Here is a 26,512-nt window from a genome sequence, read left to right on the forward strand (position 1 = left end):
GTCCCCGCAACCAACCTACTTGCGATGCTATATGCTCTGCCTCGTGATGCGGCCGACGTCTTAATCCAAGTGCCTAAAATGAGGTTCGCCGGACCACACAAAATCATACGAAGGACATGAATTGGCGAACCACCCCGCAAGCTATTGATCTTCATTGGTAAAGGCCGTCCCTCAGCGACTAACAAGATCGTTATTCGCCAATGGGTTGCGAAGCAGTTCGCCAAAGTCGATTCAAGAAGCTGATCCAGCCACTCGACGATCTTATTATCTTCTCTGAATGGCAGCTTTGCGCTGATATCGGCCGCCGCGTGGGCTCTGGCGTTTCCCAAAAACGGTCATTGCTAGTGGCCTGGGGACGCCAATCGCAATCGATTCGCTTCGTCAGGCTGCGCGGGCGAAGCGGTCGATCCTGAAATCGTCGAGCGGCGTTTCGCAGCGGCCGGTCATCATAAGCTCGGCCATGGCGTCGCCCACGCCCGGGCCGAGCTGGAAGCCATGCCCGCAGAAACCGAAGGCATGGAACAAGCCCGGCGTCGTCATTGAGCGTCCCATGACCGGCAGCATGTCGCGCACATAGCCCTCGCAGCCCGACCATGTGCGAATGACCGCGACCCGCGCGATCGCCGGCAACAGCCGCGCGACTGCGTGCAATTGCACCGGAAGGCGCATGGGATCGGCGGTTGCGTAACCGGGATCGAGGTCCACCGCCACCCGCTCGGCCGCGCCGCCGAAGACGATGTTGCCGCGTTCGACCTGACGCAGATAGGCGCCATGATCCTTGTCGCGCGTCCAGATGCCGACCACCGGCAGGATTCGGTGCGGCAACGGCTCGGTCACGCCCATCTGCGGGCCACGCGCGTCCAGCGGCACCTGTTCGCCGAACTGCGCGGCGACGCGCGCGCCCCAGGCGCCGGCGGCGTTGAGCAGGCACTCCGCGGCGAACGCACCTTTCGAAGTGTTGACAAGGAAGCCGGAGCCAGTGCGCTTCGTCGTCTCGACTTCGGCGTCCTGGACGATTTCCGCGCCGAGCTTACGGGCGGCTTCGGCAAAGGCCGGCGCGATCAGCCGCGGATTGCCGCTGCCGTCATGCGGCGAGAACGACGCCGCGATCGCCTCAGGACCGAGGCCGCGAAACCGGGAGCGGATTTCGCGCGGGGTCAGTTCCTCCAGCTCGAGCCCCCAGGGTCGTGCCGCCTGAGCGTAGGCCCGCATGTCGGCAAGACTTCCCTCATCGAAGATCAGTCGGATGTGACCGGTGGCCCGGAATTCCACGTCGCGGCCAAGCATTTTTTCGGCCTCGCCCCAGAGCGTGAGCGAACGATTGGCAAGCGGCAGCTGGGACAAATGGCGGCCGGTGCGCCGGATGTTGCCGAACGAAGCGATGGTCGCCCCGCTGCCGATCCGGTTGCGCTCGATCAGCGTCACGCGCGCGCCTCGCCGGGCGAGGAAATAGGCCGAAGCCGTCCCTATCAGGCCGCCGCCCAGCACGATCACATCCATGGCGGCTCCTTGCAAATAGCATTCGATCCTCACGCGATCTTGTCCGCGCCGCTTCATTGCGTCAAAGATAGGTTTGGACGAAAGCCATAAGCTCGACCTATGGAGTTGGAATTGCGGGCCCGGCAGCTCGAAGTGTTCATTGCCGTCATGCGCGCGGGCACCGTGACTGCCGCGGCGCGGATGCTGAACATCTCGCAGCCTGCGCTCAGCCAAATCCTGCTCCATACAGAGGATGAGCTCGGCTTCACGCTGTTCGAGCGGGTCAAAGGCCGGCTGCGGCCGACGCCGGAAGCGCTCGAGCTCTTCGCCGATGCCGAGCGTTTGTCGGCGGGGCTCGACGGCCTGCGCCGCAAGACCACCGACCTGCGGCTTGGCCGGACCGGGCTGGTGCGAGTGGCGGCCTCGCCACCGCCGGCCATGGCGATCTTGCCGCGCGCCTTCACCGCATTCCGGGCGCAGCATCCCGACATATTGCTGCGTTCCCACAGCGCGCCGATCGCCGCGATCGTCGACATGCTGCGCGCCGGCGATGCCAGCCTCGGCGTGGCCTTGGACGACCGTCTGCCTCCCGATATCGAGGCTGAGGTCCTCGGCAGCGTCGGCTTCGCCTGCCTGCTGCCCGCCGGGCATGCCTTGGCCGGGAAAACCGAGTTGACGCTGGCCGATCTCGTCGGCGAGGAGCTGATATCCTATCGCGGCAACACCCGTCCCGCTGACGAACTGGCCCACGCTGCCCGCGCGCAAGGTGTGGCGCTCTCGCCGTCGCTGGAGATCGATGTCTCCATCTCCGCGGTCAGTTTCGTCCAGGCCGGTCTGGGCATTGGCCTGGTCGACGCGCTGCTGCCCTGGCACCAGTTTGCCGGGCTTGCCGTCAGGCCACTCGCGGCCGGACCGGAATTTCCTATCGCGCTGCTCACCTCGCGTACGCGGGCGCTTTCGCGGGCCGACGAGATGATGCGCGACCAGATCCGTCTGGCCTGTTCAGTTGCACTGGGTGGCGTCGAGACGATTGCATAAGCAAGGCTTATATGCTTGCCCATCATCCATCTTGGACCCGGACCGTCCGGTCGTGCCAGCTTCCTGCGGGCAGATAGGAAGGGACGCATCATGGATCGTGCCATCGCGGCGGACGAGGCGCAGAACGAAGCCGACTGGAAGGTCGGCGTCGATATCGGCGGGACCTTCATCGACTTCTGCGCGCTCGAGACCCGTTCCGGCCGGGTCGCCTCGCTGAAGGTGCTGACGACGCCGGACCATCCGGGCGCCGAGCTGATGACGGGTCTTGGCCTTCTCTCTGAACGCGAAGGCTTCGATCCGACCCGCATGACGCGCTTCGTGCATGGCACCACCGTCGGGATCAACACCATCATCCAGCGCAAGGGCGCGCCGCTGGCGCTGTTCACCAATGCGGGCTTCGAGGATGTGATCGAACTGGCGCGGCTGCGCATGCCGGACATGTATTCGCTGTTCTGCGCGCGCCCGGAGCCGCTGGTCTCGCGCGACATGGTGTTCGGTATCCCGGTCCGCATGCGCGCCGATGGCAGTGAAACTCAGGCACCCGACATCGCCGTCGTCGAACGGGCGGTTGCGGCTGCGAAAGCAGGCGGAGCGCAAGGGATTATCGTGTCCTTCCTCCATGCCTGGCGCAACGCCGCGCAGGAGGCTTCGGTGAAGGCGGCGATCGCGCGGCTCGCGCCCGAGCTCTTCGTCTTCACCTCGGCCGAGGTGTGGCCGGTGATCCGCGAATATGAGCGCAGCTCGACCGCCATTCTGAACGGCTATGTCCATCCGCGCGTCTCCGGCTACCTGACGGCGCTGGAAGAGCGGCTACACCGCCGCGGCGTGCCGGCCCGGCCGATGCTGACGAAATCGAATGGCGGGTTGATGAACGCCGCCGAGGGCAAGCGCGCCTGCGTCAACATGCTCCTGTCGGGAACCGCCTCCGGGGTCATTGGCGCCTCGTGGCTGGCGCGTCAGGCCGGTGAGGACAAGATCCTTACCCTCGACATCGGTGGGACCTCGGCAGACTTTGCGCTCATCATCGGCGGCGAGGCGCAGTTCGGCACCGGCGAGCTGATCGGCGAATTCCCGCTCCACATCCCATCGGTGTCGGTGAGCTCGATCGGCGTCGGCGGCGGCTCGATCGCCAGCGTCGACGCGCAAGGCGTGCTGCGGGTCGGGCCGGAATCGGCCGGTTCGACGCCGGGGCCGGCCTGCTACGGCCGCGGCGGCGACCGGGCGACGGTGACTGACGCCATGGTGGTGTGCGGATGGCTCGGCCACAGCGAGATGGCCTACGGCCAGCTCAGGATCGACACTGGATTGGCGCATCGCGCCATCGGTGAACTCGCCGCCAGGCTCGGACGCTCGGTCGAGCAGACCGCGCAGGCGATCCTCGACGTCGCGGTGTCGGAAATGTTCGTCGAGGTCGAGAAGCTCGCCTCGCGCGCTGGTGTCGACCTGCGCGATTTCACGCTGATGCCTTTCGGCGGCGGCGGCCCGATGCTCGGCGCCTTCCTCGCCCGAGAGCTTGGGATGAAACGAGTGATGGCGCCGCGCCGGCCGGGCGTGGTTTCGGCGCTCGGTGGGCTGGTGGCGGATCTGCGCGGCGACTTCATCCGCACGATCTTCAGCCCGCTGTCCGCAGCGTCGCTTCCCGCCATCCGCGAGGCCTTCGAAGCGCTTGCGGGTGAGGGGCGTCATTGGCTCGCAGAGCAGGGGCATGACGCGGCCGCGGAACTCAACCTCTTCTGCGACATGCGCTATGTCGGGCAGAGCTATGAGATCGAAGTCGTCCTTTCGCCGCAATGGCTGGCGAATGATGCGGCGGCCATCGCGCAGGCCTTCCACCTCACTCATCAGCAGCTCTACGATTTTCACGATCCGGACGGCGATATTGAGCTGGTGAACATCCGGCTGTCCGCCATAGGCGCAGGGCCGAAGCTTTCCTTCCCGCAAACCGATGAGGTCGACGCCCCAGCCAATCCGGCGCGCCGGCTCCCGGTCTATACGGGCCTTGGCGTCGAGACCGTCGACCTCCACGACCGGCAGACGCTGGTGCCTGGCAGTACGTTTAACGGACCTGCCGTGGTCGTCCAGGAAGACACGACCTTCGCCATCCCCGCCGGAGCGCGGGCGCGCGTCGACCGCCATCTCAACCTTCTGCTGACCTTCGCGGAGTGACGCCATGTTCGACCGCACTAATCTTCAGGTTCTGGCTAACCATGCCCGCGCGGCGGCCGAGAACATGGCCCATACGCTGCATCGCACGGCGCATTCGGCCTTCGTCAAGGAGACGCAGGATTTTACCGTGATGCTGATGGACCGCTCGGGCGCGACCTTCGCCGTCCCGATGGAACTCGGCGCCACTTGGTATCCGGGGCTTTCTTATCACCGCGCGATCGCGATGGTGGACGACTACCGGCCCGGAGATGTTGCGTTCACCAACGATCCCTATTCCGGTCACGTCGCCACGCATGCGCCCGACACGCATCTGTGGAAGCCGGTGTTCGTCGACGGCGAGATCGTCGCCTGGACCGGAGGGCATATCCACAACACTGACATGGGAGGTGCGGTGCCGGCTTCGCTCAGCCGCGCGCTTACCGAGATCCATCAGGAAGGCATCCGCTTTCCGCCGATGAAGCTGGTGCGGGAAGGCGTTTTCGACGGCGCGATCCTCAGGATCATGAGCACCAATGTGCGCAAGCCCGACCTCAACATCGGCGACATCAAGGCGCTGGTCGGCGCGCTCAACACCGGCGAGCGCAAAATCCAGGCGATGGTGCGAAAGTTCGGGAAGGCCGGCTTCATCGGAGGCGTCGCCGCGCTCCTCGACCATGCGGAGGCGCAGGCGCGCGATGTGTTGCGCTCCATGCCCGACGGCACATGGGAATTCGCCGACTACGCCGACGAGGATTCAGTCGAGGCCAATCCCTGCCGGCTTAAGCTGACGCTGACCATCAGGGGCGACGAGGCGGTGCTCGACTTCAACGGTTCCGATCCGCAGCTCGGCTCTTCGCTCAACGTGCCTTCGGGCGGCGACCCGCGCCACACCATGCTGCTCGTGGGCGTCTACTACGTGCTCTACACGCTCAACCCGAAGATCCTGCTCAACACGGGCCTTACCCGGCCCTTCACCTGCATCACGCCTGAAGGTTCGGTGCTGAACCCGGTCCACCCAGCCGCCGTTGGCATGCGCTCGCTCACCTGCGCCCGATTGCGCTCGGTGATCTTCGGCGCCTTTTCGCAGGCCGTACCGGAGCGGCTGCCCGCGGCACCGGCGGGCAACAACTGCATCGTCAACGTCATGACCACGGACGAGCGCACCAGCCGGACCGTCATCGCGGCGGTAAACCCAGTGGTGGGCGGCGGCGGCGCGATGCCGCATCGCGATGGCACCAACGGATCGGGCGCCGATGCCGCCTATCTCAAGAACACGCCGATCGAGATCACCGAGACCGAGACCCCGGTCGAGTTCGTCAAATACGGCCTCGCCAGGGACAGCGGCGGCGCCGGGCGTTGGCGGGGCGGGCTGGCGACCGAAATGGCTTTTCGCGTTTTCGCTCCAGACTCCAGGATCACGGCGCGCAACCGCGACCGCAGCTTCTTCCGTCCGTGGGGCGTGCTGGGCGGCAAGGCGGCAGGCCTGTCGGACATGGTCATCAATCCGGGGACAGAGCACGAGCGGCGGCTGGGTAACATCGATACGGCGGTGCTGCAGCCCGGCGATGTGCTCGAGATCCGCTCCGCCGGTGGCGGCGGGCGCGGCGATCCGTATGAACGCGAGCCGTGGCGGGTTGCACAGGACGTGCGGCGCGGGTATGTCTCACCGGCGGCAGCCGAGTGTGACTATGGCGTCGTCTTCCGCGGCGGCGAGGTCGACGAGCAGGCGACCGCGCAACTGCGAGCGCGGCATAAGCCGGCCGCCAGCTATTTCCATTTCGGGCCGGAGCGCGAAGGCTACGAAGCGCAGTGGACTCCGGCCGCCTACGACCAATTTCATGCCATATTGGACGCCCTGCCGATCCACTGGCGGTTCTTCGCCAAGACGGAGATTTTTCGGCGCATGAAAGACCGCTCTGGGGCGCATGGCGTCCAGGCCGCCTTCGATGCGGTCTGCGAACGCTTCCCTGAATTGCCACGCCCGAGGCCGGTGCGAGAGGCCGCGGAATGAATACCGGCCGCATCGTTCGGCTGGCCGAGCGCGACCGCCCAGAGGTGCGTTTTGTTATCGACGGTGAGACATGCAATGCGCTTGCCGGCGACACCGTGCTGACCGCCATGCTGGCGTCCGGACTCGCGTTACGAAACTCCGAGTTCGGGCCCGAGCCGCGCGCCGGCTTCTGCCTGATGGGCGCCTGCCAGGATTGCTGGGTGTGGCAGGAAGAGGGACCGCGCCTGCGCACATGTTCCACGCCGGTTATTGAGGGCATGCGGTTGCGCACGACCCCGCCGGAGAGCTGGCCGTGAGCGAGGCCTCATCGTCGAGGATCGTCATCGTCGGCGCCGGTCCGGCCGGCATAAGGGCCGCGGCGACGCTGGTCGAGGCAGGGCTTCACCCGGTGGTGATCGACGAAGGGCATCGCGCGGGCGGGCAGATCTATCGGCGCCCACCGGATGGGTTCGTCCGCACGCTGAAACAGCTCTACGGGTCGGAGGCGGCGAAGGCGCGCGCGCTGCATGCTCTCTTCGACCGGCTGGCCGAGGAAGGGCGGCTTACCCATTGTGCTGACAGCTCGGTCATCGCCGTGCATGAGGGTCGGCTGCACGTGCTGGGGGAGGGCGACGTAAAGGTGATCGGCTATGACCGCCTGATCCTCACCACCGGCGCGTCCGACCGTGTCGCTCCGGTTCCTGGCTGGCAGATCGCCGGCGTCGACAGCCTCGGCGCGGCGCAAATCGCGCTCAAGGCGCAGGGCGTGGCGCTCGGACGGCGGATCGTGCTGATCGGATCGGGGCCTTTGCTGACGCTGGTCGGCGCGCAGATTCTCAAGGCTGGAGCGGATGTGGCGGCGGTGCTGGACACCTCCCCTTGGCGCCAGCAGATGTCGGGGCTCTGGGGACTTGCGACCCGTCCGGTCGTTGCGCTGCGCGGCCTGGTCCTGCGGGCGAGGCTCGGCGGCCGCTATCGTGCGGGCGTGACGCTGGAGCGCATCGAGGCCGACGCGTCGGGCGTCACGGCGATGCGCTGGCGCGACGCCGGCGGCCGGGAGCGCCTCACCCCATGCGACATGATCGGCATGGGCTGGCACCTGCGGGCAGAGACGCATCTGGCAGACCTGGTTGGATGCGTCTTCGACTATGATGAGAAGTGGCGGCAATGGCTGCCGAAGACCGACGCGATGGGTCGGGCCGGCAATGGAGTCTACCTTGCGGGCGACGGCGCTCGTCTCCTCGGCGCGGATGGAGCGGAGATCGCGGGGCGTCTCGCGGCCGTGGCATGTCTCATGGATCTCGGGCATGTAGCGCCTCCCATCCAAGCCGATTTGCGCAAACTGGCGCGGCTCGAGCGCTTTGCCCGCGGTCTGGCTCGTGCCTTTCCCTGGCCGGCCGAGATGGTCCGAACACTGCCCGACGAAACAGTCATCTGCCGCTGCGAGAACGTGACGGCCGGAGCAGTGCGCGAGCGCGCGGATTTCGGCGGCGGCGAGGCCAACAGGGTGAAGTCGCTGTCGCGCGCTGGCATGGGACGTTGCCAGGGCCGCTATTGCCAGTTGGCTGCCGTCGAACTCGTGGCGGCGAAGGCCGGATGCGCGCCAAAGGATGTCGGCCGGTTTCGCGGACAGGCGCCTGTGCGGCCCGCGCCTGTCGGCGCCTTCCTTCGAGAGGACTGATGCTAGAAGTCGGCGACCTTGCCCCAGGACGGAGCGTCGAAGCGCCGCGGATCGTAGGATGCCGGATCGACGATCGGTTCCGCCCCGGTCACCAGATCGGCGACCAGGTGCCCGGCGCCAGGTCCGATGCCGAAGCCGTGTCCGGAAAATCCCGCGGCCAGGAAAAGGCCCGGAACGGAATGGATCTCGCCGATGGCCGGCACGCCGTCCGGCGTGCTGTCGATGTAGCCTGCCCAGGCAGCACTTATCCTGGTCTTTCCGAGGTCGGGCAGAAGATCGAGCGCCCGGGCGTGGGTGAGGCGGATCGTCGCCTGATCCGGGACCGGGTCGAGGATCCGCACCCGCTCCATCGGCGTCGGCCGGTCGAGCCGCCAGCGTTTCAGCGTTTCATGGCCCGAAAGCGCGCCTTGCAGGCCGCCGGGCGCGAGGCTTCGCCAGCGCTTCAGGAACATGGGCACGAATTGCGAAGAGAAGCGCAGTTGCTGCGGCGTCACGTCGACGCGTCCGCGCCCGCTGATCGCGAGCGTGTAGCCGCCGTCGCCGCGGCGCGTCACCGAGATCTTCGCCGTGTGCAGCGCATCCGGCAGGCCTTCGGCGCCGGGCGAGACGGACAGGATGGAGGAGCGGACCGACGCCTGCGGAAAGCGGAAGCCGAACTGATGGCAAAAGGACGACGCCCAGGCGCCGCCAGCCATCACCGCCATCTTCGTGCGGATTGTTCCACTTTCCGTGACCACGCCGCTCAGGCGCCCACCTTCGGTCTCGATGCCGCGCGCGGCGCAATTCTGATGCACGCTGCCGCCAAGCTTGAGGATGGCGCGGGCGACCGCGGGCGCGGCTTGCGACGGATCGGCGGTGCCGTCGGTCGGGGAGAAGACGCCGCCCTTCCAGCTCCGGCCGGTGGCGCGGCCACGCTCGCTGGCTTCGCTGCTGTCAAGCATATGCGTGATGACGCCGGCCGTTCTGGCGAAGTCGCGCCAGCGCGCCCACCTGGCCAGTTCCGCCTCGTCATTGCTGAGGTAGAGCAGGCCGCAGCGGCGAAAGCCGGTGTCCTCCCCGCTGTCCGCCACGAAACGCTCCCACAGATCGAGGCTGCGTGTCGCCATCGGCAGTTCACGGGCGTCACGGTTCTGCTGGCGGCACCAGCCCCAGTTGCGGCAGGACTGCTCGGCGCCGATGCGCCCCTTTTCGACGAGCACGACCTTCATGCCGCGCCGCGCCAGGTAATAGGCCGCAAAGACGCCGACGATGCCGCCGCCGATGACCACCGCGTCCGCGGATTGCGGCAGTTCGCGCGAAGTCTGAATTTGCTGCAGCGGTGCGCGCATGATTATCTCCGCCATGGGGCTTCAATCTACCGCGCTGCGCAGGCAGGCGCTGCTGCAGTTGAGAGCGAGGCAGAATTTTATTCCGGCAATCCGGTTGAATTCGGAAGCCGATGCGCTTCAAAGCGGTGTCCGATCCGATGGACAGGCCGTTGGGCTGTGCTAGTGTCGCTGGGTATTGGCAGCACGGCATTTTGTGCTGTGGCATGCGTTCCGTGGAGACGGCCATGAAGCTGGATCGGATCGACATCAAGATCCTGCACGAACTGCAGAAGAACGGCCGCATCACCAATGTCGAACTGGCCGAGCTGGTGCATCTGTCGCCGAGCCCATGCCTGATGCGGGTGAAAAAGCTCCAGTCGGAAGGCTACATCGAGGGCTATTCCGCACAGGTCAATATCGGCAAGCTCGGCCAGACGCTCACCGTGTTCACTGAGATCACATTGAAGAACCACCGCCAGGTCGACTTCGCCCGCTTTCTCGCCGTGGTGGAGAAGATCGACCAGGTCATCGAATGCCACCTTGTCTCAGGCGGCTACGACTATCTGATGAAATTCATGACCGCCGGCATCAGCGAGTATCAGACGATCATGGAACGGCTGACCGACATGGACATCGGCATCGACAAGTATTTCAGTTTCGTGGTGCTGAAGTCGCCGATCGTCAAGGCGCACATGCCGCTGCCCAGCCTGTTCCCGATGTGAGACTCCGTTGACTCCTCAGCGGTGACCGTACTGGCTGACGAGCTCGGGGTCGCGGACGAGGCCGTCGAGCCAGGTCGGATCGAGCTTAGGCACGGAGGAGAACAGAAGCTTGGAATAGGGGTGGGTGGCCGCCTTGACCTTGTCGGGCGTGATCTGCTCCACCCGCTGGCCATTGTACATCACCATGATCTCGTCGCAGATTGCCTCGACGACGGAGAGGTCGTGGCTGATGAAGATATAGGAAAGGCCAAGCTCGCGCTGCAGCTCCTTGAGCAGTTCGATCACCGCCGCTGCCACGACCGTGTCGAGCGCCGAGGTGATTTCATCGCAGATGATGAGCTTGGGTCCGGCCGCCAAGGCACGCGCAAAGTTCACCCGCTGCTTCTGGCCGCCCGAAAGTTCCGACGGACGACGATAGCGCAGTGCTCTCGGTAGGCGGACCATGTCGAGCAGTTCGTCGACGCGCTTCGAGCGCGCGTGCCTGTCGAGCCGGTGATAGAAGGCCAGCGGGCGGGAGATGATGTCCTCCACCGGCTTGGCCGGATTGAGCGCGGTATCGGCATACTGGAAAACGATCTGCATCTCGCGCAACTGGTCCTGGCTGCGTTTGCTTGCGGCGCGCTCCAGTTGCTTGCCTTCGAAGACGATGTCGCCGGCCGCCGCCGGATGGATGCCGGCGATGACGCGCGCGAGCGTCGATTTTCCGCAGCCGGATTCGCCGATGACGCCGAGATTGCGCCCTTTCTCGACGACCAGGCTGACGGTATCGACGGCCCGGATAAGCGGCAGTCCATCGTCCCGCAAAGCGCCATAGCCGGCCGTCACATTGTCGATGCGCAGCAACGGCTTCGCGCCGGCATCTGCGTCCGCATGCGCTTGCCGCGGCTTCGGCTCGAAGGCAGCCAGCAGTTCACGCGTGTAAGGATGCTGCGCGGCCGAAAGAATCTGAGGCGTGCTGCCGGTCTCCTGCACTTCGCCGCCCTTCAGCACCACGATGTGGTCGGCGATCTGGGCGACGACGGCGAGATCGTGGGAAACATACACGCCTGCTATCCCGCCAGCCCGCATCACCGACTTGAACGCCTTCAGCACGTCGATCTGCGTCGTCACATCGAGGGCCGTCGTCGGCTCGTCGAAGATGACCAGCTTGGGATCGCCGATAAGCGCCATGGCCGCCGATAGCCGCTGCAACTGGCCGCCGGAAACCTGGTGCGGATAGCGGGCGCCGATCCCTTCCGGATCCGGCAACGACAAGGCCCTGAACAGCTCGACAGCGCGCTTTCGCGCCTTCTCGAGAGGCATCAGCCTGTGGATGCGCGTAACCTCGATCACCTGCTCCATGATGGTCGCCGAGGGATTGAACGAGGCCGCGGCACTTTGTGGAACATAGGCAATGTCGGTGCCCCGCAGCTTGGCTCGCTGCTTTTCGGAAAGTGCGGCCATGTTCTTGCCGTTCACATTGATCTCGCCGCCGGTTATCCGGCAGCCGGGGCGTGTGTGCCCCATGAGCGAGAGCGCCACCGTCGTCTTGCCGGAGCCGCTCTCGCCGATCAGCGCGACGATCTCGCCGTCGGCAATGTCGAGGCTGATGCCCTTGATGATTTCGACGATCCGTCCGGAATCGGTCTTCGCCTCGATCCTCAGGTTCCTCACCTCGACGAGATTGGTCATGCGTCCCTGTCCCTGATCTTCTGCGGCAGGTTGTCGATCAGCAGGTTGACGCTGATGGTGAGGCTGGCGATCGCCAGCGAAGGTACGATGACTGCCGGCGCCGCGAACGGCAGGCCGCCGATGTTCTCACGCACCAGCGCGCCCCAGTCGGCCAGAGGCGGTTGCAGCCCGAGCCCGAGAAAGGACAGGCCGGAAAGCAGGAGCACGATGAAGACGAAGCGCAGGCCGAAATCGGCGAGCACCGGGCGGATAATGTTGGGAAGGACCTCCGAGCCGATGAGGTAGGCGGTGCTTTCGCCGCGCACGCGGGCGACGGTCATGAAGTCCATGGTGTTGATGTTGACGGCAAGCGCGCGGGCAAAACGGTAGGCGCCAGGGATATAGATCACCGCGAGCGTCAGGATCAGCACCGGGATCGACGAGCCGACCGCGGCAACGACGACGAGCCCGAATAGCTTGCTGGGGATGGAGTTCATGGCGTCGAGGAAGCGGCTGAGGCAGGTGTCGAACCACCCGCCGGTGACGGCCGCGACCATGCCGAGCACGACACCTGAAAAGCAGGCGATGAAGACGGCGGCAAGCGATATGCCCACGGTGTAGCGCGCGCCCATCAGCACCCGCGAGAGCATGTCGCGGCCGAGATAGTCCGAGCCCAGCCACAGGCCTTGGCGCATCGGGCCGAAATAGTCGTCATCGACGATGTCGCCGATCGGATGCGGGATGATGTAGGGCGCGAAGATGGCGATCAGCGTCCACGCCAGGATAACCAGCGAAGCCACGACGCCGACAAGATTGTAGCTGTGGCCGAGCAGAGATCGTCGGGAGGCTGCAGCGCGGGCCATCGTCATCTCAGCCTCGGGTTGGACATGATGGCCACGATGTCCGCGGCCGTGATGAGCAGCAGATAGCCGAGGCAGAAGATCATCGCGCAGCTCTGGATCAGCGGCAGGTCGCGAGTCGCGACGGCATCGACCATCAGCTTGGCGATGCCGGGATAGTTGAAGATTGTCTCAACGATGATGACCCCGCCAACCAGATAGGACAGCGACAGCGCAACCGCGTTGACGATCGGGCCGAGCGCATTGGGAAGCGCGTGCCTCAGCACCATGCGGCCGCGCGAAGCGCCCTTGAGAAGCGCCATCTCGGCGTAGGGCGTGGAGAGCGTTTCGATCACCGCGGCCCGCGTCATGCGTACCATCTGGGCGGAGATGACGAAGGTGAGCGTGATCACCGGCATCGCATAGATGCGCACCAAGTCGGTCAGCGAATGCGCCTCGTTGACGGAAGACAACGCCGGCAGCCATTTGAGATAGACCGCGAAGAGCAGGACCGCCAGCGTCGCGACCATGAACTCCGGCACCGAGATCACGCCGATCGAAAGCACGGTAACGGCGCGGTCATAGAGCGAGCCGCGCAGCATCGCGGCGGTGATGCCGAGCGTCAGCGCCAGCGGCACGGACAAGAGCGTTGTGATGGCGGCGAGCTTCATGGTATTGACCAGACGGCCGCCGATCAGCGCTGCCACCGGCATATTGTTGGCATAGGACGTGCCGAGGTCGCCATGCAGCAGGCCGAGAAGCCAGCGCAGGAAGCGCAGGATCGCCGGATCGTTGAGGTGCATGGCCTCGCGCAGGCCGGCGACCGCCTCCGGCGTCGCCGCCTGGCCCAGCAGGATCGACGCGGTGTCGCCAGGCAGCATGCTGGTGGCGAAAAACACGGCGAAGAGCACGATCAGAAGCGTGACGAGCGCGATCCCAAGCCGCTTCACCACGAGGTTCAAAACCCCAGACGTCATGGAGGCTCCTGCGGTTGCGTTCGGCCGAAATATTGCTCGACGCGATGCCGGAGGCCGGCTGACCGGCCCCCGGCAGGCGCCTCTCAGGCTTCGAGCCAGAGATACTCGGCCATTGCGTAGCCCATCATGCCACCAAGCGGGTTCGCTTCCAAACCCTTCACCTTGCTGGAGAGGGCATCGACGTTCGAGATATAGGCCGGGATGATGGTGCCCGCCTCCTGGGACACCATGGTCTGCATCTGGTCGTAGATCTCCTTGCGCTTGGCCTGGTCGAGGGAGCCGCGCGCCTCGACAAGCATCTTGTCGAACTTCTCCGACTTGTACTGGCTTTCGTTCCAGGGCGCATTCGATGCGTATAGCAGCGAAAACAGGATGTCCGGGGTCGGGCGCGGATTGATATTGCCGAAATGGACCGGCGCCTTGAGCCAGTAATTGTCCCAGTACCCGTCGGAGGGGACGCGCTGGACATCGAGCTTCATGCCGATATCCGCCCCGGCCGCCTGGATGATCACGGCCATGTCGATCGAGGAGGTGGCAGCGTCGGAGGCAATCACCGGGATGGACTGGCCGAGCACGCCTGCCTTCTGGAAGTGGAACTTCGCCTTGTCCGGATCGAAAGCCTTCGGCTTGAGGCCGGCGTTGTGGAAGATGTTGGCCGGCGAGACCGGCTGGTCGTTGCCGATCTCTCCAAGGCCGCGCAATGCCGATTTGACGATCTGCTCGCGGTTGACGAGATATTTCATGCCGGCCACGAACTCGGCCTTGCTGCCGGGGTCCATATCGAGCCGAATGTTGAGGTCGGTGTAGTTGCCCGAGGTTGTCTTCGACAATTCGAAACCCTGCTGGCCGCTGATGAGCTTCATCGCGCGCGGATTGATCGAGGCGGCGAAGCCGATATCGCCCGACAGAAGCGCGTTGACGCGCGCGCTGTCGTCGCTGATGGCGATGAACTCGAAGGAATCGAGATAAGGCTTGCCCGACTTCCAGTAGTTCTTGTTCTTGGTGACCACCGAGCGCACGCCCGGCTCGAAGGTCTCCAGCACGAAAGCGCCCGTGCCGTTGCCTTTGGAAAAGTCGGTGGTGCCGTCCCTTACGATCATGAAGTGATGGAGCGCCAGGATGGTCGGCAGGTCGGCGTTCGGGTCGGCGAGCGTGATTTCGACGGTCGACTTGTCGACAGACTTGAAGCCCGTCATCTGCGCGGCGATCTTGGCGACCTTGGAGCCGACTGCCTTGTCGAGGTGACGCTTCAGCGAGAAGACGACGTCGTCGGCGGTGAGGTCCTTGCCGTCATGAAACGTGACGCCCTTGCGCAGCTTCACCGTCCAGGTCTTGGCGTCCTTGCTGTCGACGCTTTCGGCCAGCTCCATCTGCGTCTTGCCATCCCTGTCGAGGAAGGTCAGGCGGTTATAGAGCGAGCAGCAGCGGACATAGTCGGTGGAGAGCGACGCCTTGGCCGGATCGAGCGTATCGGCCGTCGAGGACGACCAGCCGGCAGCCTTGAGGTGGCCGCCTGAGACTGGCGTGGCGGCGACGGCATTGGTGGCTCGGCCGAGCACAGCGCTTCCCGCGGCAAAGGCTGCGCCGCCTGCCAGCAGCATTTTGAGGAGTTCGCGGCGGCTCGCACCTCGCCGGATGGCCTTTTCGACCATCGCATCGTCTGCTCCGGTCCAGTTGGTGATCTTGTCGCTCATGTCATTCCCCTTTCTGTTGTTTGGCCGGGATGCGCGTCTTGATGCGGCTTTCCGGGTCTTGAGCTCAGGTTCGTTCCTTCAGGCTTTCCCGCACGGCCGCCGCAAAATCGGCCATTGAGGTGAAATGGCAGTCGGGCACGGTGAAGTGCTTGGGCTCTATCGTGCCGCCATATCCCTTCTGGGCGTGGCGGCGCTCGATCCAGCAGTTGGTCATGCCGAGCGTCCGGGATATGCCGATGTCGTGATACTGGCTTTGCGCAACGTGCAGGATGTCGTCCTTGCTGTCGCCGCGGGACGCCACGAAGTCGAAGACCTTTTGAAAGAAGGCAGGGTCCGGCTTCTCGGTGCCGGTATCGTCGGCGGTGAAGGTAGCGAAGAAGGGCGATCCAAGCTGCTTCTCGAAGTGGTCGAGAGCCCAGCGCCGGGCATTGGTCATGGCAATCAGCTTGTGGGACTTCGCAAGGCCGGCCAGTGCCGCCCTGCTGTCGGAAAAGCCTTGCCAGCCGCTCGCCGAATCCCGGAGGCGGGCGCCGTATTTCTCCTCGGCCGGCAGGCCGAGCCGCGGTGCGATGACCATGTAGACACGCGCGAGATCGTCGGGGAAAAGCTTCGCATCGGGCATGTAGCGGGCCTGCCGGTAGAGGGCGAGCGCTTCTTCGCCGTCGACGGAAGCCCCGGCCTCCGCGGCGATCTCGGCAAGGCAGGTCGTGATGCCGCCTTCGAAGTCGATCAGCGTACCGACCACATCGAAGGTCATGTACTTGAACTCGTTGAAGCCCCTGGCCAAGACTGGCTCTCCTCTGCGCGCGGCCGAATTACTCATGCTGAACAGAACAATATTCCGTGCTGTCCGGGGCGTCGGCCTTTTTCGAAAGCCCGGAAATGCGGGCTTTCTGGCCTTGTCTTAAAAAGCAGTCTGGCACTTCCCCCGCGCTGGATTCGCCGAAAAGGCGCGAGGTAGCGGCACAAAATTGCGAAATCGTCCACCCCAGCGATATTTCGAGATGCGAAAAATGCGTCGCCTTCATGCAAGGGCTCGGCGGACATCGACATCATCCAGCGTCTGGTCCAGCGTTCGCCGCGTGCGCTCGATAATGGCATCGATGTCGCTGTCCGTGCAGCAGAGCGGAGGGGCATAGCCGAGAACACCGTGCGCAAAGGCGCGGATGATCAGGCCATTGTCCCAGGCCCGATCGAAGACGCGCCGCGCCGGCATGGCCGAGGCTGGAAGCGCCGTTTTCTTCTTTTTGTCGACCACCAGCTCGATCGCGGCAAGCATGCCGCGACCGCGCACGTCGCCGACCAATGGATGGTCGCTCAACCCTGATAGCCCCGCCATCAGACGGGCGCCGGCCCTGGCGCCGTTCTCCAGAAGGCCTTCCTCATAGAGCTTCAACACCTCGAGCGCGACGGCGGCGCTGACCGGATGGGCGGAATAGGTGTAGCCGTGGCCGACCGCAGAAGCACCCGCGCCATCGGCGATGACGTTGTAGACGTGGTCAGCCATGAACACGGCGCCCATTGGGACATAGCCCGAGGTCAGGCCCTTCGCGGTCGTCATGAAGTCAGGAACGATATCCTCCTCCGTGCAGGCAAACAGGGGGCCGGTGCGGCCGAAACCAGTGATCACCTCGTCGGCGATGAACAGGATGCCGTATTCACGGCAGAGTTCGCGCATGGCCTTGATCCAACCCTTCGGCGGGACGATGACGCCGCCCGAGCCCTGAATCGGCTCGGCATAGAAGGCGGCGACCCGCTCCGGCCCGATCTCCTCGATCTTGGCCTGCAGCGCCGCAAGCGATGCGGCGATGATCGCGCTACCATCCTCGCCTACCGGATTGCGATAGGGATAGGGCGAGGGGATCTTGTGCTGCCATTCGAACGGAATGCCGAAACCGGCATGAAAGGCGGGCAGGGCGGTCAGGCCTGCGCCGACCACCGACGATCCGTGATAACCCTGCTCAATGGAAATGAACTGGTCGCGTTGAGCCTCGCCTCTGGCATTCCAGTAATAGCGGACGAACCGGATTGTGCTGTCGACCGCGTCCGATCCCCCGAGCGTGAAATAGACGTGGTTGAGATCGCCGGGCGCGCGGTCCGCCAACTCCGAGGCGAGCCGGATGGCGGGCTCCGAGCCGAGATCGAAATAGGCGGTGGCGTAGGGCAACTCGCGCATCTGCCGGGCCGCCGCCTCGACGATGCTGTCATGACCATAGCCTGCATTCACGCACCACAGCCCGGCGAAGCCATCGACGAGTTGCTTGCCGGACGCGTCGGTCACGGTAGCGCCCTTCGCCGATTTCAGCACCCGCACGCCGAGCGCCTCGTGGCCGCGATAGGAGGAGACCGGGTGGATGAGGTGGGCGCGGTCGAGTTCGATCAGGGAATTGGCGAGCATTGTTGTCCTCCGGACTATCCGAGCGCCTGGTTGGCGAGGGCGTAAACTTTCGGCCTGACCGTTGCCGCATCCGCCCTGGCAGGACGGTCCATGGCGACTCCGCCGCCGACATGGGCGAGGCCGATTTCCGCAAGCCAGCCCGCGAGGCCGGTGCGGCTGTCGGTATCGACGCGCAGGAAGGCGCCGGGACGCGACGCGGCGAAGTAGCTGATCAGCACTTTGGCGTCCGCGGCGCTGCCCGCAATGACCGGGCCGATCACTTCACCGCGTCCGAATGGGCGGATCACGGCATAGGCCTTGATAGCGCCATCGCGGCGGATGACGGCGAATTGGCCGCGCTCGGCGAGCGCGTCGATCAAAGCTTGGCGATCAGCTCCGTAGGCGTCACGGTCCATCGCCTTGATCTCAGGCTGGTCACTGGCGCTTGCTGCTTCCACGCCATCGGGTGCGCCAAGCTTGGCGACGTTGCCTTGATGCTGCAGGATCGTGCCCGAGGGCGCGAAGCCGAGCTTCCGATAGAGCGGCATCCCGTCGGTTGTCGCGACAAGTCGCAGTGGCCGGTCGCCGGCAAGGGCGAAGGCCTGTTCCATGAGCCGGCGCCCGAGTCCTTTGCCCCGCGCGTTCCTGTCGACGATCACCATGTTGATCATGGCGCAATCGGCGCCGTAGGGCGTTACCAGGATTGTCCCGGTGACCCGGCCCTGGTCGTCGAGCGCGACCGCGCCGCTGGAGAGTTGCAGCGCCATCTGCCAGTCCTGCGGGCGATGCGGCCAGTTCTCCTGGCGAGAAAGCGCGACTGCGCCCTCGATATGATCCGGCCCAAAGTCCTGGAGTTCGATCTCGCCTTGCTGCATGAGGCACCTTTCCATCTGGCCCCAAGTCTCGGTCATCGGTGCGCCGCAGATCGTCTGAAGGTTTCGACTTCGGCAGTATCATCCGCCTTTGCGCAGGGGGTGCGCCGCATCTTGTGCTGGCGCGGGGCCGCGGGCAGAAACTCGGGAAGCCGCGGACGACCCTCTCGACCGACCGCAAGATGCTACAGCGTGCCAAACCGGCCGGCGGATACGCAACTTTCTGCTTTCGCGGGGCCGATTTCGGTCAAGTGACCGGCCGCCCGCCCGCATATGATGACGAAATCCCAAAGCGGGGCGCGTTTCCACCGGAGATCGACGGACATGGCTTCCTTCAGGCCCAAATACATCACCTTCGACTGCTACGGCACGTTGACTTTTTTCCAGATGGCGGAGGCGGCACGCGATCTTTATGGCAGCCGGCTTGACGAGCCGCGCATGCAGGAGTTCATCAAGAACTTCGCGGCGTACCGGCTAGATGAGATCCTGGGCGACTGGAAGCCCTATGCCGAGGTCATCCACAATGCGCTGGAACGCGCCTGCAAACGCAATGGCGTCGGCTTCAGCCCCGATGACGCCAAAATGGTCTATGAGCGCGTGCCGACCTGGGGGCCGCACGCCGACGTTCCGGCCGGCCTTGCCAAGGTCGCCAAGGAAATTCCGCTGGTCATCCTCTCCAACGCCATGAACGCGCAGATCATGTCCAACGTCGAAAAGCTCGGCGCACCGTTCCATGCCGTCTACACGGCCGAGCAGGCACAGGCTTACAAGCCTCGCTTCAAGGCCTTCGAATACATGCTCGACAGGCTTGGCTGCGGTCCAGAAGACATCCTTCACTGTTCGTCTTCCTTCCGCTACGACCTGATGTCGGCCCATGATCTCGGCATCAAGAACAAGGTTTGGGTCAACCGCGGCCACGAGCCGGCCAATCCCTATTACGGCTACGTGGAGATATCCGATATTTCCGGGCTGCCGGGTGTGGTCGGGCTCTGAAACAGGCGGGTTACCGATGAAGTTCGTCTCCTACTGGCACGACACCGCCCCGGTCTTTTCCGGCGGGGCGCAAGGCCCGGTCGAGGGGCACTATGATGCGGCGATCATCGGCGGCGGCTTCACCGGTCTCGCCGCCGCCCGCCAGCTGGCGAAGGCCGGCGTCAAGGTGGCCGTGCTGGAAGCGGAGCGGGTGGGCTGGGGCGCATCCGGACGCAATGGCGGGCACCTGAACAACGGTCTCGCCCACAGCTACCTTTCGGCCAAGGCGGAGCTTGGCAAGGAACGCGCGATAGCCCTCTACCGGGCGCTGGACGAGTCCGTCGACACCATCGAGGCGCTGGCCGCCGAGGAAGGAATCGATTGTAACTTCCGGCGCGCCGGCAAGCTGAAGCTCGCCTCCAAGCCGCAGCATTTCGAAGCGATCGCCCGCAACTTCGAAGCCGTCCATGCGGAAGTGGACCCGGATACGGCGCTGCTGTCGCCGGCCGAACTCAAATCCGAGATCGGCTCGCCCTTCCATGGCGCAATGCTCTCGAAGAAAAGCGCCATGATGCATATGGGCCGCTATGTGGCTGGGCTGGCGACAGCCGCGGTTCGCCATGGCGCCGTTATCCACGAGAATGCTGCGGTGACGGATCACAGGCAGTCCGGTACGCGGCATCAGCTGACCACCTCCCGCGGACGCATCAGCGCCGACAATGTGCTGCTGGCCACGGGCGCCTACACGACATCGAATTTCGGCTATTTCCGCCGCAGGCTTATCTCCGTCGGCAGCTTCATCATCGCCACGCGGCCGCTGAGCGACGCCGAGATCGCCGTGACCATGCCGGGCAACCGGACATGCGTGACCTCGATGAACATCGGCAACTACTTCCGACTTTCGCCGGACAAGCGCCTGATCTTTGGCGGCCGCGCCCGCTTCTCGGCAACATCGGACCAGCGCTCCGATGCCAGGAGCGGACAGATATTGCGGGCAAGCCTCGCGGCGATCTTCCCGCAGCTCGCGAACGTCGAGATCGACTATTGCTGGGGCGGGCTGGTCGACATGACCAAGGACCGGTTCCCGCGGGCCGGCTACCATGACGGGGTCTGGTACGCGATGGGCTATTCCGGCCACGGCGCGCAGCTCTCCACCCATCTCGGCATGATCATGGCCGATGCCATGCTCGGCCGCGAGGACCGCAATCCGGTGAAGGGGGTCGAGTGGCCTGCCATTCCCGGCTATTCTGGCAAGCCTTGGTTCCTGCCCATGGTCGGTCTCTACTACAAGGCGCTCGACCGGATCCAGTGATCGGGCTGGGGTTTAGCCCAGCCCGCCTATGTGGAAGCTCTTCATCTCCAAATATTCCTCGATGCCGGCCTGCGCGCCCTCGCGCCCGAGGCCGGACTGCTTGACGCCGCCGAAGGGGGCTATCTCCATCGAGACCGAGCCGGTGTTGAGACCCACCATGCCGAACTCCAGCGCCTCGCCGACGCGCCAGGCGCGCTTCAGATTCTCGGTGTAGAAATAGGAAGCAAGCCCATAGGGCGTGCCGTTGGCCAGTGCGATCGCGTCCTCTTCCGTCTCGAAACGGAAAAGCGGTGCGACCGGACCGAAAGTCTCCTCGCCGGCGAGCTGCATCTCAGCCGTGGCGCCGGCCAGCACGAGTGGCGCGACATACTGAGGGCCCTCCGGCAGCACCGGCTTCTCGGTGACGATCGTCGCGCCCTTGGCGAGCGCGTCCTCGACGTGCCGATTGATCTTCTCGACCGCCGCCATGTTGATCATCGGTCCGATCGCGACGCCGGGCTGCGTGCCCGGTCCCACCGTCAACGCATTGACGCGGGCGCTGAGCTTGGCGGCGAAGTCTTCATAGACTGCGGTCTGAACGAGGATGCGGTTGGCGCAGACACAGGTCTGGCCGCCATTGCGGAATTTCGAGGCGAGCGCGCCTTCGACGGCGAGGTCGAGATCGGCGTCATCGAAGACGATGAAGGGCGCGTTGCCGCCGAGCTCGAGGCTGAGCCGCTTGACGCTGTCGGCCGCCCCGCGCATCAGCAGCGAACCCACGCGAGTCGAACCGGTGAAGGAAATCTTGCGCACGGTCTCGTTCGCCATGATCTCGTTGCCGATCTCGGCCGGCATGCCCGTGACGATGTTGACGACGCCGGCCGGAATGCCCGCCCGTTCAGCGAGCACGCCCAGCGCCAGTGCCGAATAGGGCGTGAACTCGGACGGCTTGATGACCACGGTGCAGCCGGCGGCCAACGCCGGCGCGACTTTGCGGGTGATCATTGCATTGGGAAAATTCCACGGCGTGATGATGCCGCAAACGCCAACCGGCTCTTTCAGCACGATGATGCGACGGTCGGCCGTGGGCGCGGGAATGGTGTGGCCGTTGATGCGGCGCGCCTCCTCGGCGAACCATTTGACGAAGGAGGCGCCGTAGCGGATCTCGCCCCTGGCCTCGTCCAGCGGCTTGCCCTGTTCGGTCGTCAGGATCAGCGCAAGATCGTCCAGGTGCTTGAGCATCAGGCCATGCCAGGCCTCCAGCAGGGCGGCGCGTTCGGCGTGCGTCTTCTTTTTCCAATCCTGATAGACGGAAGCCGCGGCCTGTATGGCCGTGCGGGTCTCCGGACCAGCCATGTCGGGCACTGTGCCGACCGATAGCTGTGTCGCAGGATCAATCACATCGACCGTCCTGCCGGAACCTGCCGCGACCCATCTCCCGCCGATGAGGCCGGCCTCGCGGAAGAGACTTTTGTCATTCAGGTTCTTCATCAATACGACCTCGCAAATCAGGTGAGCGCCGCGACGACGGCGGCTGTGATGGCTTCCGTGCTGTCCTTGCCAGGGGCGGTGCCAATGCCTTGCGCTGTTGTCGCCTCGAGCGCCTTCATGACGCGGCCGGCCGCATCCTTCTCGCCAAGGTGATCGAGCATCATGGCGCCGGACCAGATGGTGGCGATCGGATTGGCGATGCCGAGATGGGCGATGTCGGGCGCGGAGCCGTGCACTGGCTCGAACATCGACGGCGCCGAGCGGTCGGGGTTGATGTTGGCGGAAGCCGCGTAGCCGAGCCCGCCCTGGATGGCCGCGCCGATATCCGTCAGGATGTCGCCGAAGAGATTGGAAGCGACGACCACGTCGAGACTTTCCGGCGCCATGATCATGCGCGCGGCGAGCGCGTCGACATGATAGCTGGTGACGGCGACATCAGGATATTCCGCCGCCAGCTTGCGGGTGATCTCGTCCCAGAACACCATCGAGTATTTCTGCGCATTGGACTTGGTGACGGAGGCGAGTTTGCCGTGCCGCGACCGCGCCTGCTCGAAGCCGAAGCGCAGGATGCGCTCGACGCCGGCCCGGGTGAAGATCGAGGTCTCCACAGCGACCTCGTCCAGTGTGCCCTGATGCACGCGCCCGCCGGCGCCGGAATATTCGCCTTCGGTGTTTTCGCGGATGCAGAGGATGTCGAAGCTCTCGGCCCGCAGCGGACCTCTGACGCCCGGCAGCAGGCGGTGCGGCCGGATATTGGCGTATTGCACGAAGGCCTTGCGGATCGGCAGCAGCAGGCCGTGCAGCGAGACGGAATCCGCCACCTCCGCCGGCCAGCCGACGGCGCCGAGAAGGATGGCATCGAAGCCGCGCAAGGTGTCGATTCCGTCCTCCGGCATCATGCGGCCGGTCTCCTTGAAGAAGCGGCAGGACCAGGGGAACTCCGTGCCTGCAAGGCAAAAGCCTCCCTGCTTGGCTACCGTTTCCAACACCGCCCAGGCAGCGGCAATGACGTCGGGGCCGATGCCGTCACCGGGGATCAGGGCAATAGAGTAGGTTTTCATCGACATCTCTTCACAGGGTGATCAGGACGCTCTTGGTCCTGCGATTGGCGAGGTAGGCTTCGCGGCCAAGGTCCTTGCCAATCCCGGAGCGCTTGTAGCCGCCGGTCGGCAGGATGTGGTCGCGCGAGCGGCTGTAGCGGTTGACCCAGACGGTGCCCGCCTCGAGCCTGCGCGCGAAACGGATCGTGCGCGACAGGTCGGCGGTGAACAGGCCGGAGGCCAGCCCGTAGGTCGGATGGCTGGACAGCGCCAGCGCCTCCTCCTCGCTGTCGAAGGTCTGGACGGTCAGGACCGGGCCGAAGATCTCCTCGACGATCGCCGGATTGCCCTGACTGACATTGGCAATCAGCGTCGGTTCGTAAAAATAGCCGGGAGCTTCCATGGCCCCGCCACCGATCAGGCATTCGCCGCCGGCGGAGACAGCGGCTCGCACGATGCCATCAACGCGCGCCCGCTGCCCGTGCGAGATGATCGGCGAATATTGCGTCGTCTCCTCCCAGGTCGGACCGGGCCGCACGGCCTTCATCTTTTCCAGGATCGAGGCCGTCAGCCGGTCGGCCACGCTCTTCTCGACGATCAGGCGCGTGCCGGCCACGCAGGCCTGGCCGGCATTGAAAGTGACGCTGCCGGCGATTGCAGTCGCCGCTTTGTCGAGATCGGCATCGGCAAAGACGATCTGCGGGCTCTTGCCACCGAGCTCCAGCGTCATCGGCTTGACACCGGTGCGGGCGACGTTCTCCATGATGGCTGAGCCGGCGCGGGTCGAACCGGTGAAGCTGACCTTGGCGATCTCGGGATGACCGGTGAGCGCCGTGCCGGTCGTCGGGCCGTCGCCGAGCACCACGTTGATCAGCCCCGACGGCAGGCCGGCCCTGACCGCAAGCTCTGCCATGTAGATAGCCGAGAAGGGCGTCATTTCCGACGGCTTCAGCACGACTGCATTGCCCGCGGCCAGCGCCGGGCCGAGTTTCCATCCGGCCATCGAGATCGGAAAATTCCACGGCGTGATCGCACCGACCACGCCATAGGGCTCGCTCATGATCATGCCGAGACTGGCGTCGTCGGTCGGCACCAGCTCGCTGCCTTCCTTGTCGGCGAACTCGGCAAAGAAGCGGATCTGCTCGGCGGTGACGGCGATGTCGCCGGCGACGAGCTGGCCCACGGGCCGGGTCGAGCTCAGGGCCTCGATTCGGGCGAGCGTTTGGGCCTCCGCCTCCATCAGATCGGCCCAGGCGTGGAGCGCCTTGGTGCGCTCGCGCGGGCGGACGCCGCCCCAGTTGCTGGCTTTCAGCGCGGCCTTCGCGCTTTCCACCGCCCGGTCGACCAAATCCACACCGGCCACGGGGCAGGCGGCATAGGATTTGCCATCGGACGGACGGCGCATCTCCATCGCTCCCTCGGCCGAAACCAGCTCCCCATCGATGAAGTGGCCGACGGGATGGGCGATTGTATCGGGATTGAAGCTCAGGCTCATGGGCAACCCACTTGGCAGGATTGGCCTGAGCCTAGCCCGTGCCGGCACGCAGCATGCGCTGTTCGGTGATCCGCCGCCGACGAATGTTGCGTGCCGGGGACAAGAGACGGCAAAATCTTCCGCGGAGGTCGTGGCCTGTGCAGACGCTCGCTAGCCCACCGTGACGTAGATTTTGCGCACGGTCTCGATGGTCTTCCAGACACCGGTGAAGCCCGGCTTCATGACGAAGCTGTCGCCGGCCCGGTAGGTCACCTTTTCGCCGGCGTCGGGCGTGATTTCGACCACGCCGGCGAGGATATGGCAGAACTCGAAAGTCTCCCCCTTGATCGAGCGCGTTTCGCCGGGCGTAGCCTCCCAGACGCCGGTATGGACAAGGTCGTCCTTGGCGACGTCCTGAGCCCAGGTTTTGAAGGCGGGGTCGCCGGCAATCAGCCGCTCTGGCAACGCGTTCGATTCGCGGGGCGAAAAGCTTGGGTTGATATCGATGGACTTGAGCAGGGACAAAGGATGGCCTTTCCAGTTGAATTTCAATAACCGCGCGACCGGTCGACGAGCCCGATGGGGTCGAGACCGGCGCGATGGCGCCTGATGTTGTCGATGACGGCCTGCGCGGCGGTCGCGGGTTGGGTGACGCTGGCTATGTGCGGAGTCAGGATGATCTTCGGATGCGACCAGAACGGATGTCCCGCCGGCAGCGGTTCGGGATCGGTCACGTCGATCATTGCCGACGACAGATGGCCGCTATCGAGCGCGGCGACAAGCGCCTCTTGGTCGAGCTGCGGGCCTCGACCCGTATGAACGAGAGACGCCCCTTCAGGCAGTTTCGCAAACAGGCCGGCATTCAAAAATTCACGCGTCTCCTCGGTCAATGGCAGCAGGCAGACCAGAATGTCGCTGGTTGCCAGCATTTGCTCTAATCCGAGCTCGCCATGATGACAGGCCACGCCCTCGATCTGCCGTGGCGAGCGGCTCCAGCCGGCGAGCGGGAAGCCGAAGGGTTTCAGCCGGTCGAGGACGGCTTGGCCGAGTTGGCCCAGGCCGAGCACGCCGATCCGACGCAATGCTGCCTGGGGTTGCGGGATGTCGCGCCACTGTCCGGCGCGCTGCTGTGACAGATAGGTCGGCAGGTTGCGGTGGAGAGCGAGCACGGCGAGCGTCACATATTCCTGCATCATGCGCACGATGCCTTCCTCGATCATGCGCACGATTTTCAACTTCGCAGGCACTGCATCGAAGCGGAACTGGTCGACGCCGGCGCCGATGGAAAACAGGATCTCTAGATTCCTGTAGCGGGAGAGGTCCTGCGGAACGGTCCAGGTGATCAGATAGCGCACGGCGTCGGGATCGACCGTCGCCGGGTCCATCGCGAAGGGCAGCTCGGGGAATTGCCTGGCGAAGACATCGGCGAAAATCGCACCGCGCTGCGCATCGGAGTTGAACAGGAAGGTCATT

At 64.9% G+C, this 26,512-nt stretch carries 23 protein-coding genes; 8 read left to right on the forward strand and 15 right to left on the reverse strand.

The window, feature by feature from the left end:
- Window positions 1-381: 381 nt before the first annotated feature.
- Window positions 382-1,500 carry an NAD(P)/FAD-dependent oxidoreductase gene (locus tag LB529_RS02960; protein WP_224710128.1) on the reverse strand — a complete coding sequence of 373 codons (1,119 nt, stop codon included), beginning with the start codon at window positions 1,498-1,500 and terminating at the stop codon, window positions 382-384.
- Window positions 1,501-1,611: 111 nt separating this feature from the next.
- On the opposite strand from LB529_RS02960, the gene LB529_RS02965 reads away from it, so the two are divergent.
- The 5 genes from LB529_RS02965 to LB529_RS02985 all read left to right on the forward strand — a co-directional run bounded on the left by LB529_RS02965 (window position 1,612) and on the right by LB529_RS02985 (window position 8,333).
- Entirely contained in the window at window positions 1,612-2,517 is a 906-nt protein-coding gene (locus LB529_RS02965) for a LysR family transcriptional regulator (protein WP_224710129.1), read from the forward strand.
- A 90-nt stretch (window positions 2,518-2,607) separates the two neighbouring features.
- A complete protein-coding gene (locus LB529_RS02970; protein WP_224710130.1) occupies window positions 2,608-4,683 on the forward strand; it encodes a hydantoinase/oxoprolinase family protein in 2,076 nt (691 codons plus the stop codon).
- Window positions 4,684-4,687: 4 nt separating this feature from the next.
- The gene (locus LB529_RS02975; protein ID WP_224710131.1) at window positions 4,688-6,673 is read left to right on the forward strand and encodes a hydantoinase B/oxoprolinase family protein; all 1,986 of its coding nucleotides are present in this window, start codon (window positions 4,688-4,690) and stop codon (window positions 6,671-6,673) included.
- Window positions 6,670-6,969 (forward strand): (2Fe-2S)-binding protein, encoded by a 300-nt coding sequence (locus LB529_RS02980; RefSeq protein ID WP_224710132.1) that lies wholly within the window; start codon window positions 6,670-6,672, stop codon window positions 6,967-6,969. The genes LB529_RS02975 and LB529_RS02980 overlap by 4 nt, the downstream gene beginning before the upstream one ends.
- On the forward strand, window positions 6,966-8,333 hold the full coding sequence (locus LB529_RS02985) for an NAD(P)/FAD-dependent oxidoreductase (protein WP_224710133.1): 1,368 nt from the start codon (window positions 6,966-6,968) through the stop codon (window positions 8,331-8,333). The genes LB529_RS02980 and LB529_RS02985 overlap by 4 nt, the downstream gene beginning before the upstream one ends.
- A 2-nt stretch (window positions 8,334-8,335) precedes the next feature.
- Here the strand turns inward: LB529_RS02985 and LB529_RS02990 are convergent, their stop codons facing one another.
- Window positions 8,336-9,661: an NAD(P)/FAD-dependent oxidoreductase gene (locus tag LB529_RS02990; RefSeq protein ID WP_224710134.1), complete on the reverse strand. Its 1,326-nt coding sequence runs from the start codon at window positions 9,659-9,661 to the stop codon at window positions 8,336-8,338.
- A gap of 224 nt (window positions 9,662-9,885) precedes the next feature.
- Here LB529_RS02990 and LB529_RS02995 point away from each other — a divergent pair, with 224 nt between their 5' ends.
- Window positions 9,886-10,362 carry an Lrp/AsnC family transcriptional regulator gene (locus LB529_RS02995; protein ID WP_140541160.1) on the forward strand — a complete coding sequence of 159 codons (477 nt, stop codon included), beginning with the start codon at window positions 9,886-9,888 and terminating at the stop codon, window positions 10,360-10,362.
- A gap of 15 nt (window positions 10,363-10,377) precedes the next feature.
- Here the strand turns inward: LB529_RS02995 and LB529_RS03000 are convergent, their stop codons facing one another.
- From LB529_RS03000 to LB529_RS03035, 8 genes are all read right to left on the reverse strand, one after another.
- Window positions 10,378-12,033, reverse strand: a complete 1,656-nt coding sequence (locus LB529_RS03000) for an ABC transporter ATP-binding protein (protein WP_224710135.1) — start codon at window positions 12,031-12,033, stop codon at window positions 10,378-10,380.
- Window positions 12,030-12,881, reverse strand: coding sequence for an ABC transporter permease (locus LB529_RS03005; protein ID WP_140841411.1), 852 nt, complete (start codon window positions 12,879-12,881; stop codon window positions 12,030-12,032). The genes LB529_RS03000 and LB529_RS03005 overlap by 4 nt, the downstream gene beginning before the upstream one ends.
- Entirely contained in the window at window positions 12,878-13,828 is a 951-nt protein-coding gene (locus LB529_RS03010; RefSeq protein WP_224710136.1) for an ABC transporter permease, read from the reverse strand. Before LB529_RS03010 ends, LB529_RS03005 begins: the two co-directional genes overlap by 4 nt.
- An 83-nt stretch (window positions 13,829-13,911) precedes the next feature.
- The gene (locus LB529_RS03015) at window positions 13,912-15,522 is read right to left on the reverse strand and encodes an ABC transporter substrate-binding protein (protein ID WP_224710137.1); all 1,611 of its coding nucleotides are present in this window, start codon (window positions 15,520-15,522) and stop codon (window positions 13,912-13,914) included.
- Window positions 15,523-15,586: 64 nt separating this feature from the next.
- On the reverse strand, window positions 15,587-16,279 hold the full coding sequence (locus LB529_RS03020; RefSeq protein WP_411962430.1) for an HAD-IA family hydrolase: 693 nt from the start codon (window positions 16,277-16,279) through the stop codon (window positions 15,587-15,589).
- A gap of 58 nt (window positions 16,280-16,337) precedes the next feature.
- The gene (locus LB529_RS03025; protein WP_224710139.1) at window positions 16,338-16,550 is read right to left on the reverse strand and encodes a hypothetical protein; all 213 of its coding nucleotides are present in this window, start codon (window positions 16,548-16,550) and stop codon (window positions 16,338-16,340) included.
- Entirely contained in the window at window positions 16,547-17,920 is a 1,374-nt protein-coding gene (locus tag LB529_RS03030) for an aspartate aminotransferase family protein (RefSeq protein ID WP_224710140.1), read from the reverse strand. The genes LB529_RS03025 and LB529_RS03030 overlap by 4 nt, the downstream gene beginning before the upstream one ends.
- Before the next feature lie 14 nt (window positions 17,921-17,934).
- A complete protein-coding gene (locus tag LB529_RS03035) occupies window positions 17,935-18,774 on the reverse strand; it encodes a GNAT family N-acetyltransferase (protein ID WP_224710403.1) in 840 nt (279 codons plus the stop codon).
- 321 nt (window positions 18,775-19,095) lie between these two features.
- Between LB529_RS03035 and LB529_RS03040 the strand changes: the two genes are divergently transcribed.
- Both LB529_RS03040 and LB529_RS03045 read left to right on the forward strand, forming a co-directional pair.
- Complete coding sequence (locus LB529_RS03040; protein ID WP_224523329.1) at window positions 19,096-19,764, forward strand: haloacid dehalogenase type II; 669 nt, start codon at window positions 19,096-19,098, stop codon at window positions 19,762-19,764.
- Between the two features lie 16 nt (window positions 19,765-19,780).
- Complete coding sequence (locus LB529_RS03045; protein ID WP_224625823.1) at window positions 19,781-21,055, forward strand: NAD(P)/FAD-dependent oxidoreductase; 1,275 nt, start codon at window positions 19,781-19,783, stop codon at window positions 21,053-21,055.
- A gap of 12 nt (window positions 21,056-21,067) precedes the next feature.
- Here the strand turns inward: LB529_RS03045 and LB529_RS03050 are convergent, their stop codons facing one another.
- The 5 genes from LB529_RS03050 to LB529_RS03070 form a co-directional block, all read right to left on the reverse strand.
- Entirely contained in the window at window positions 21,068-22,525 is a 1,458-nt protein-coding gene (locus tag LB529_RS03050; protein ID WP_224523327.1) for an NAD-dependent succinate-semialdehyde dehydrogenase, read from the reverse strand.
- A gap of 17 nt (window positions 22,526-22,542) precedes the next feature.
- Entirely contained in the window at window positions 22,543-23,586 is a 1,044-nt protein-coding gene (locus tag LB529_RS03055) for a tartrate dehydrogenase (RefSeq protein WP_224523326.1), read from the reverse strand.
- Between the two features lie 10 nt (window positions 23,587-23,596).
- A complete protein-coding gene (locus LB529_RS03060) occupies window positions 23,597-25,060 on the reverse strand; it encodes an aldehyde dehydrogenase family protein (RefSeq protein ID WP_224523325.1) in 1,464 nt (487 codons plus the stop codon).
- 150 nt (window positions 25,061-25,210) lie between these two features.
- Complete coding sequence (locus LB529_RS03065; RefSeq protein WP_224523324.1) at window positions 25,211-25,564, reverse strand: cupin domain-containing protein; 354 nt, start codon at window positions 25,562-25,564, stop codon at window positions 25,211-25,213.
- A 23-nt stretch (window positions 25,565-25,587) separates the two neighbouring features.
- Window positions 25,588-26,511 (reverse strand): 2-hydroxyacid dehydrogenase, encoded by a 924-nt coding sequence (locus LB529_RS03070; RefSeq protein ID WP_224710141.1) that lies wholly within the window; start codon window positions 26,509-26,511, stop codon window positions 25,588-25,590.
- Between the last annotated feature and the right edge of the window lies 1 nt (window position 26,512).

The organism is Mesorhizobium sp. CA5 (genome assembly GCF_020165105.1).
Taxonomy (GTDB): domain Bacteria; phylum Pseudomonadota; class Alphaproteobacteria; order Rhizobiales; family Rhizobiaceae; genus Mesorhizobium.

Excerpts from the sequence above, each read along its gene's own strand:
- LB529_RS02960 (WP_224710128.1), bottom strand. The coding sequence starts at position 1,500 with ATGGATGTGATCGTGCTGGGCGGCGGCCTGATAGGGACGGCTTCGGCC.
- LB529_RS02970 (WP_224710130.1), top strand. The coding sequence starts at position 2,608 with ATGGATCGTGCCATCGCGGCGGACGAGGCGCAGAACGAAGCCGACTGG.
- LB529_RS02975 (WP_224710131.1), top strand. The coding sequence starts at position 4,688 with ATGTTCGACCGCACTAATCTTCAGGTTCTGGCTAACCATGCCCGCGCG.
- LB529_RS02980 (WP_224710132.1), top strand. The coding sequence starts at position 6,670 with ATGAATACCGGCCGCATCGTTCGGCTGGCCGAGCGCGACCGCCCAGAG.
- LB529_RS02990 (WP_224710134.1), bottom strand. The coding sequence starts at position 9,661 with ATGCGCGCACCGCTGCAGCAAATTCAGACTTCGCGCGAACTGCCGCAA.
- LB529_RS02995 (WP_140541160.1), top strand. The coding sequence starts at position 9,886 with ATGAAGCTGGATCGGATCGACATCAAGATCCTGCACGAACTGCAGAAG.
- LB529_RS03000 (WP_224710135.1), bottom strand. The coding sequence starts at position 12,033 with ATGACCAATCTCGTCGAGGTGAGGAACCTGAGGATCGAGGCGAAGACC.
- LB529_RS03005 (WP_140841411.1), bottom strand. The coding sequence starts at position 12,881 with ATGACGATGGCCCGCGCTGCAGCCTCCCGACGATCTCTGCTCGGCCAC.
- LB529_RS03010 (WP_224710136.1), bottom strand. The coding sequence starts at position 13,828 with ATGACGTCTGGGGTTTTGAACCTCGTGGTGAAGCGGCTTGGGATCGCG.
- LB529_RS03015 (WP_224710137.1), bottom strand. The coding sequence starts at position 15,522 with ATGAGCGACAAGATCACCAACTGGACCGGAGCAGACGATGCGATGGTC.
- LB529_RS03020 (WP_411962430.1), bottom strand. The coding sequence starts at position 16,279 with ATGACCTTCGATGTGGTCGGTACGCTGATCGACTTCGAAGGCGGCATC.
- LB529_RS03025 (WP_224710139.1), bottom strand. The coding sequence starts at position 16,550 with ATGAAGGCGACGCATTTTTCGCATCTCGAAATATCGCTGGGGTGGACG.
- LB529_RS03030 (WP_224710140.1), bottom strand. The coding sequence starts at position 17,920 with ATGCTCGCCAATTCCCTGATCGAACTCGACCGCGCCCACCTCATCCAC.
- LB529_RS03035 (WP_224710403.1), bottom strand. The coding sequence starts at position 18,774 with ATGCAGCAAGGCGAGATCGAACTCCAGGACTTTGGGCCGGATCATATC.
- LB529_RS03040 (WP_224523329.1), top strand. The coding sequence starts at position 19,096 with ATGGCTTCCTTCAGGCCCAAATACATCACCTTCGACTGCTACGGCACG.
- LB529_RS03045 (WP_224625823.1), top strand. The coding sequence starts at position 19,781 with ATGAAGTTCGTCTCCTACTGGCACGACACCGCCCCGGTCTTTTCCGGC.
- LB529_RS03050 (WP_224523327.1), bottom strand. The coding sequence starts at position 22,525 with ATGAAGAACCTGAATGACAAAAGTCTCTTCCGCGAGGCCGGCCTCATC.
- LB529_RS03055 (WP_224523326.1), bottom strand. The coding sequence starts at position 23,586 with ATGAAAACCTACTCTATTGCCCTGATCCCCGGTGACGGCATCGGCCCC.
- LB529_RS03060 (WP_224523325.1), bottom strand. The coding sequence starts at position 25,060 with ATGAGCCTGAGCTTCAATCCCGATACAATCGCCCATCCCGTCGGCCAC.
- LB529_RS03070 (WP_224710141.1), bottom strand. The coding sequence starts at position 26,511 with ATGACCTTCCTGTTCAACTCCGATGCGCAGCGCGGTGCGATTTTCGCC.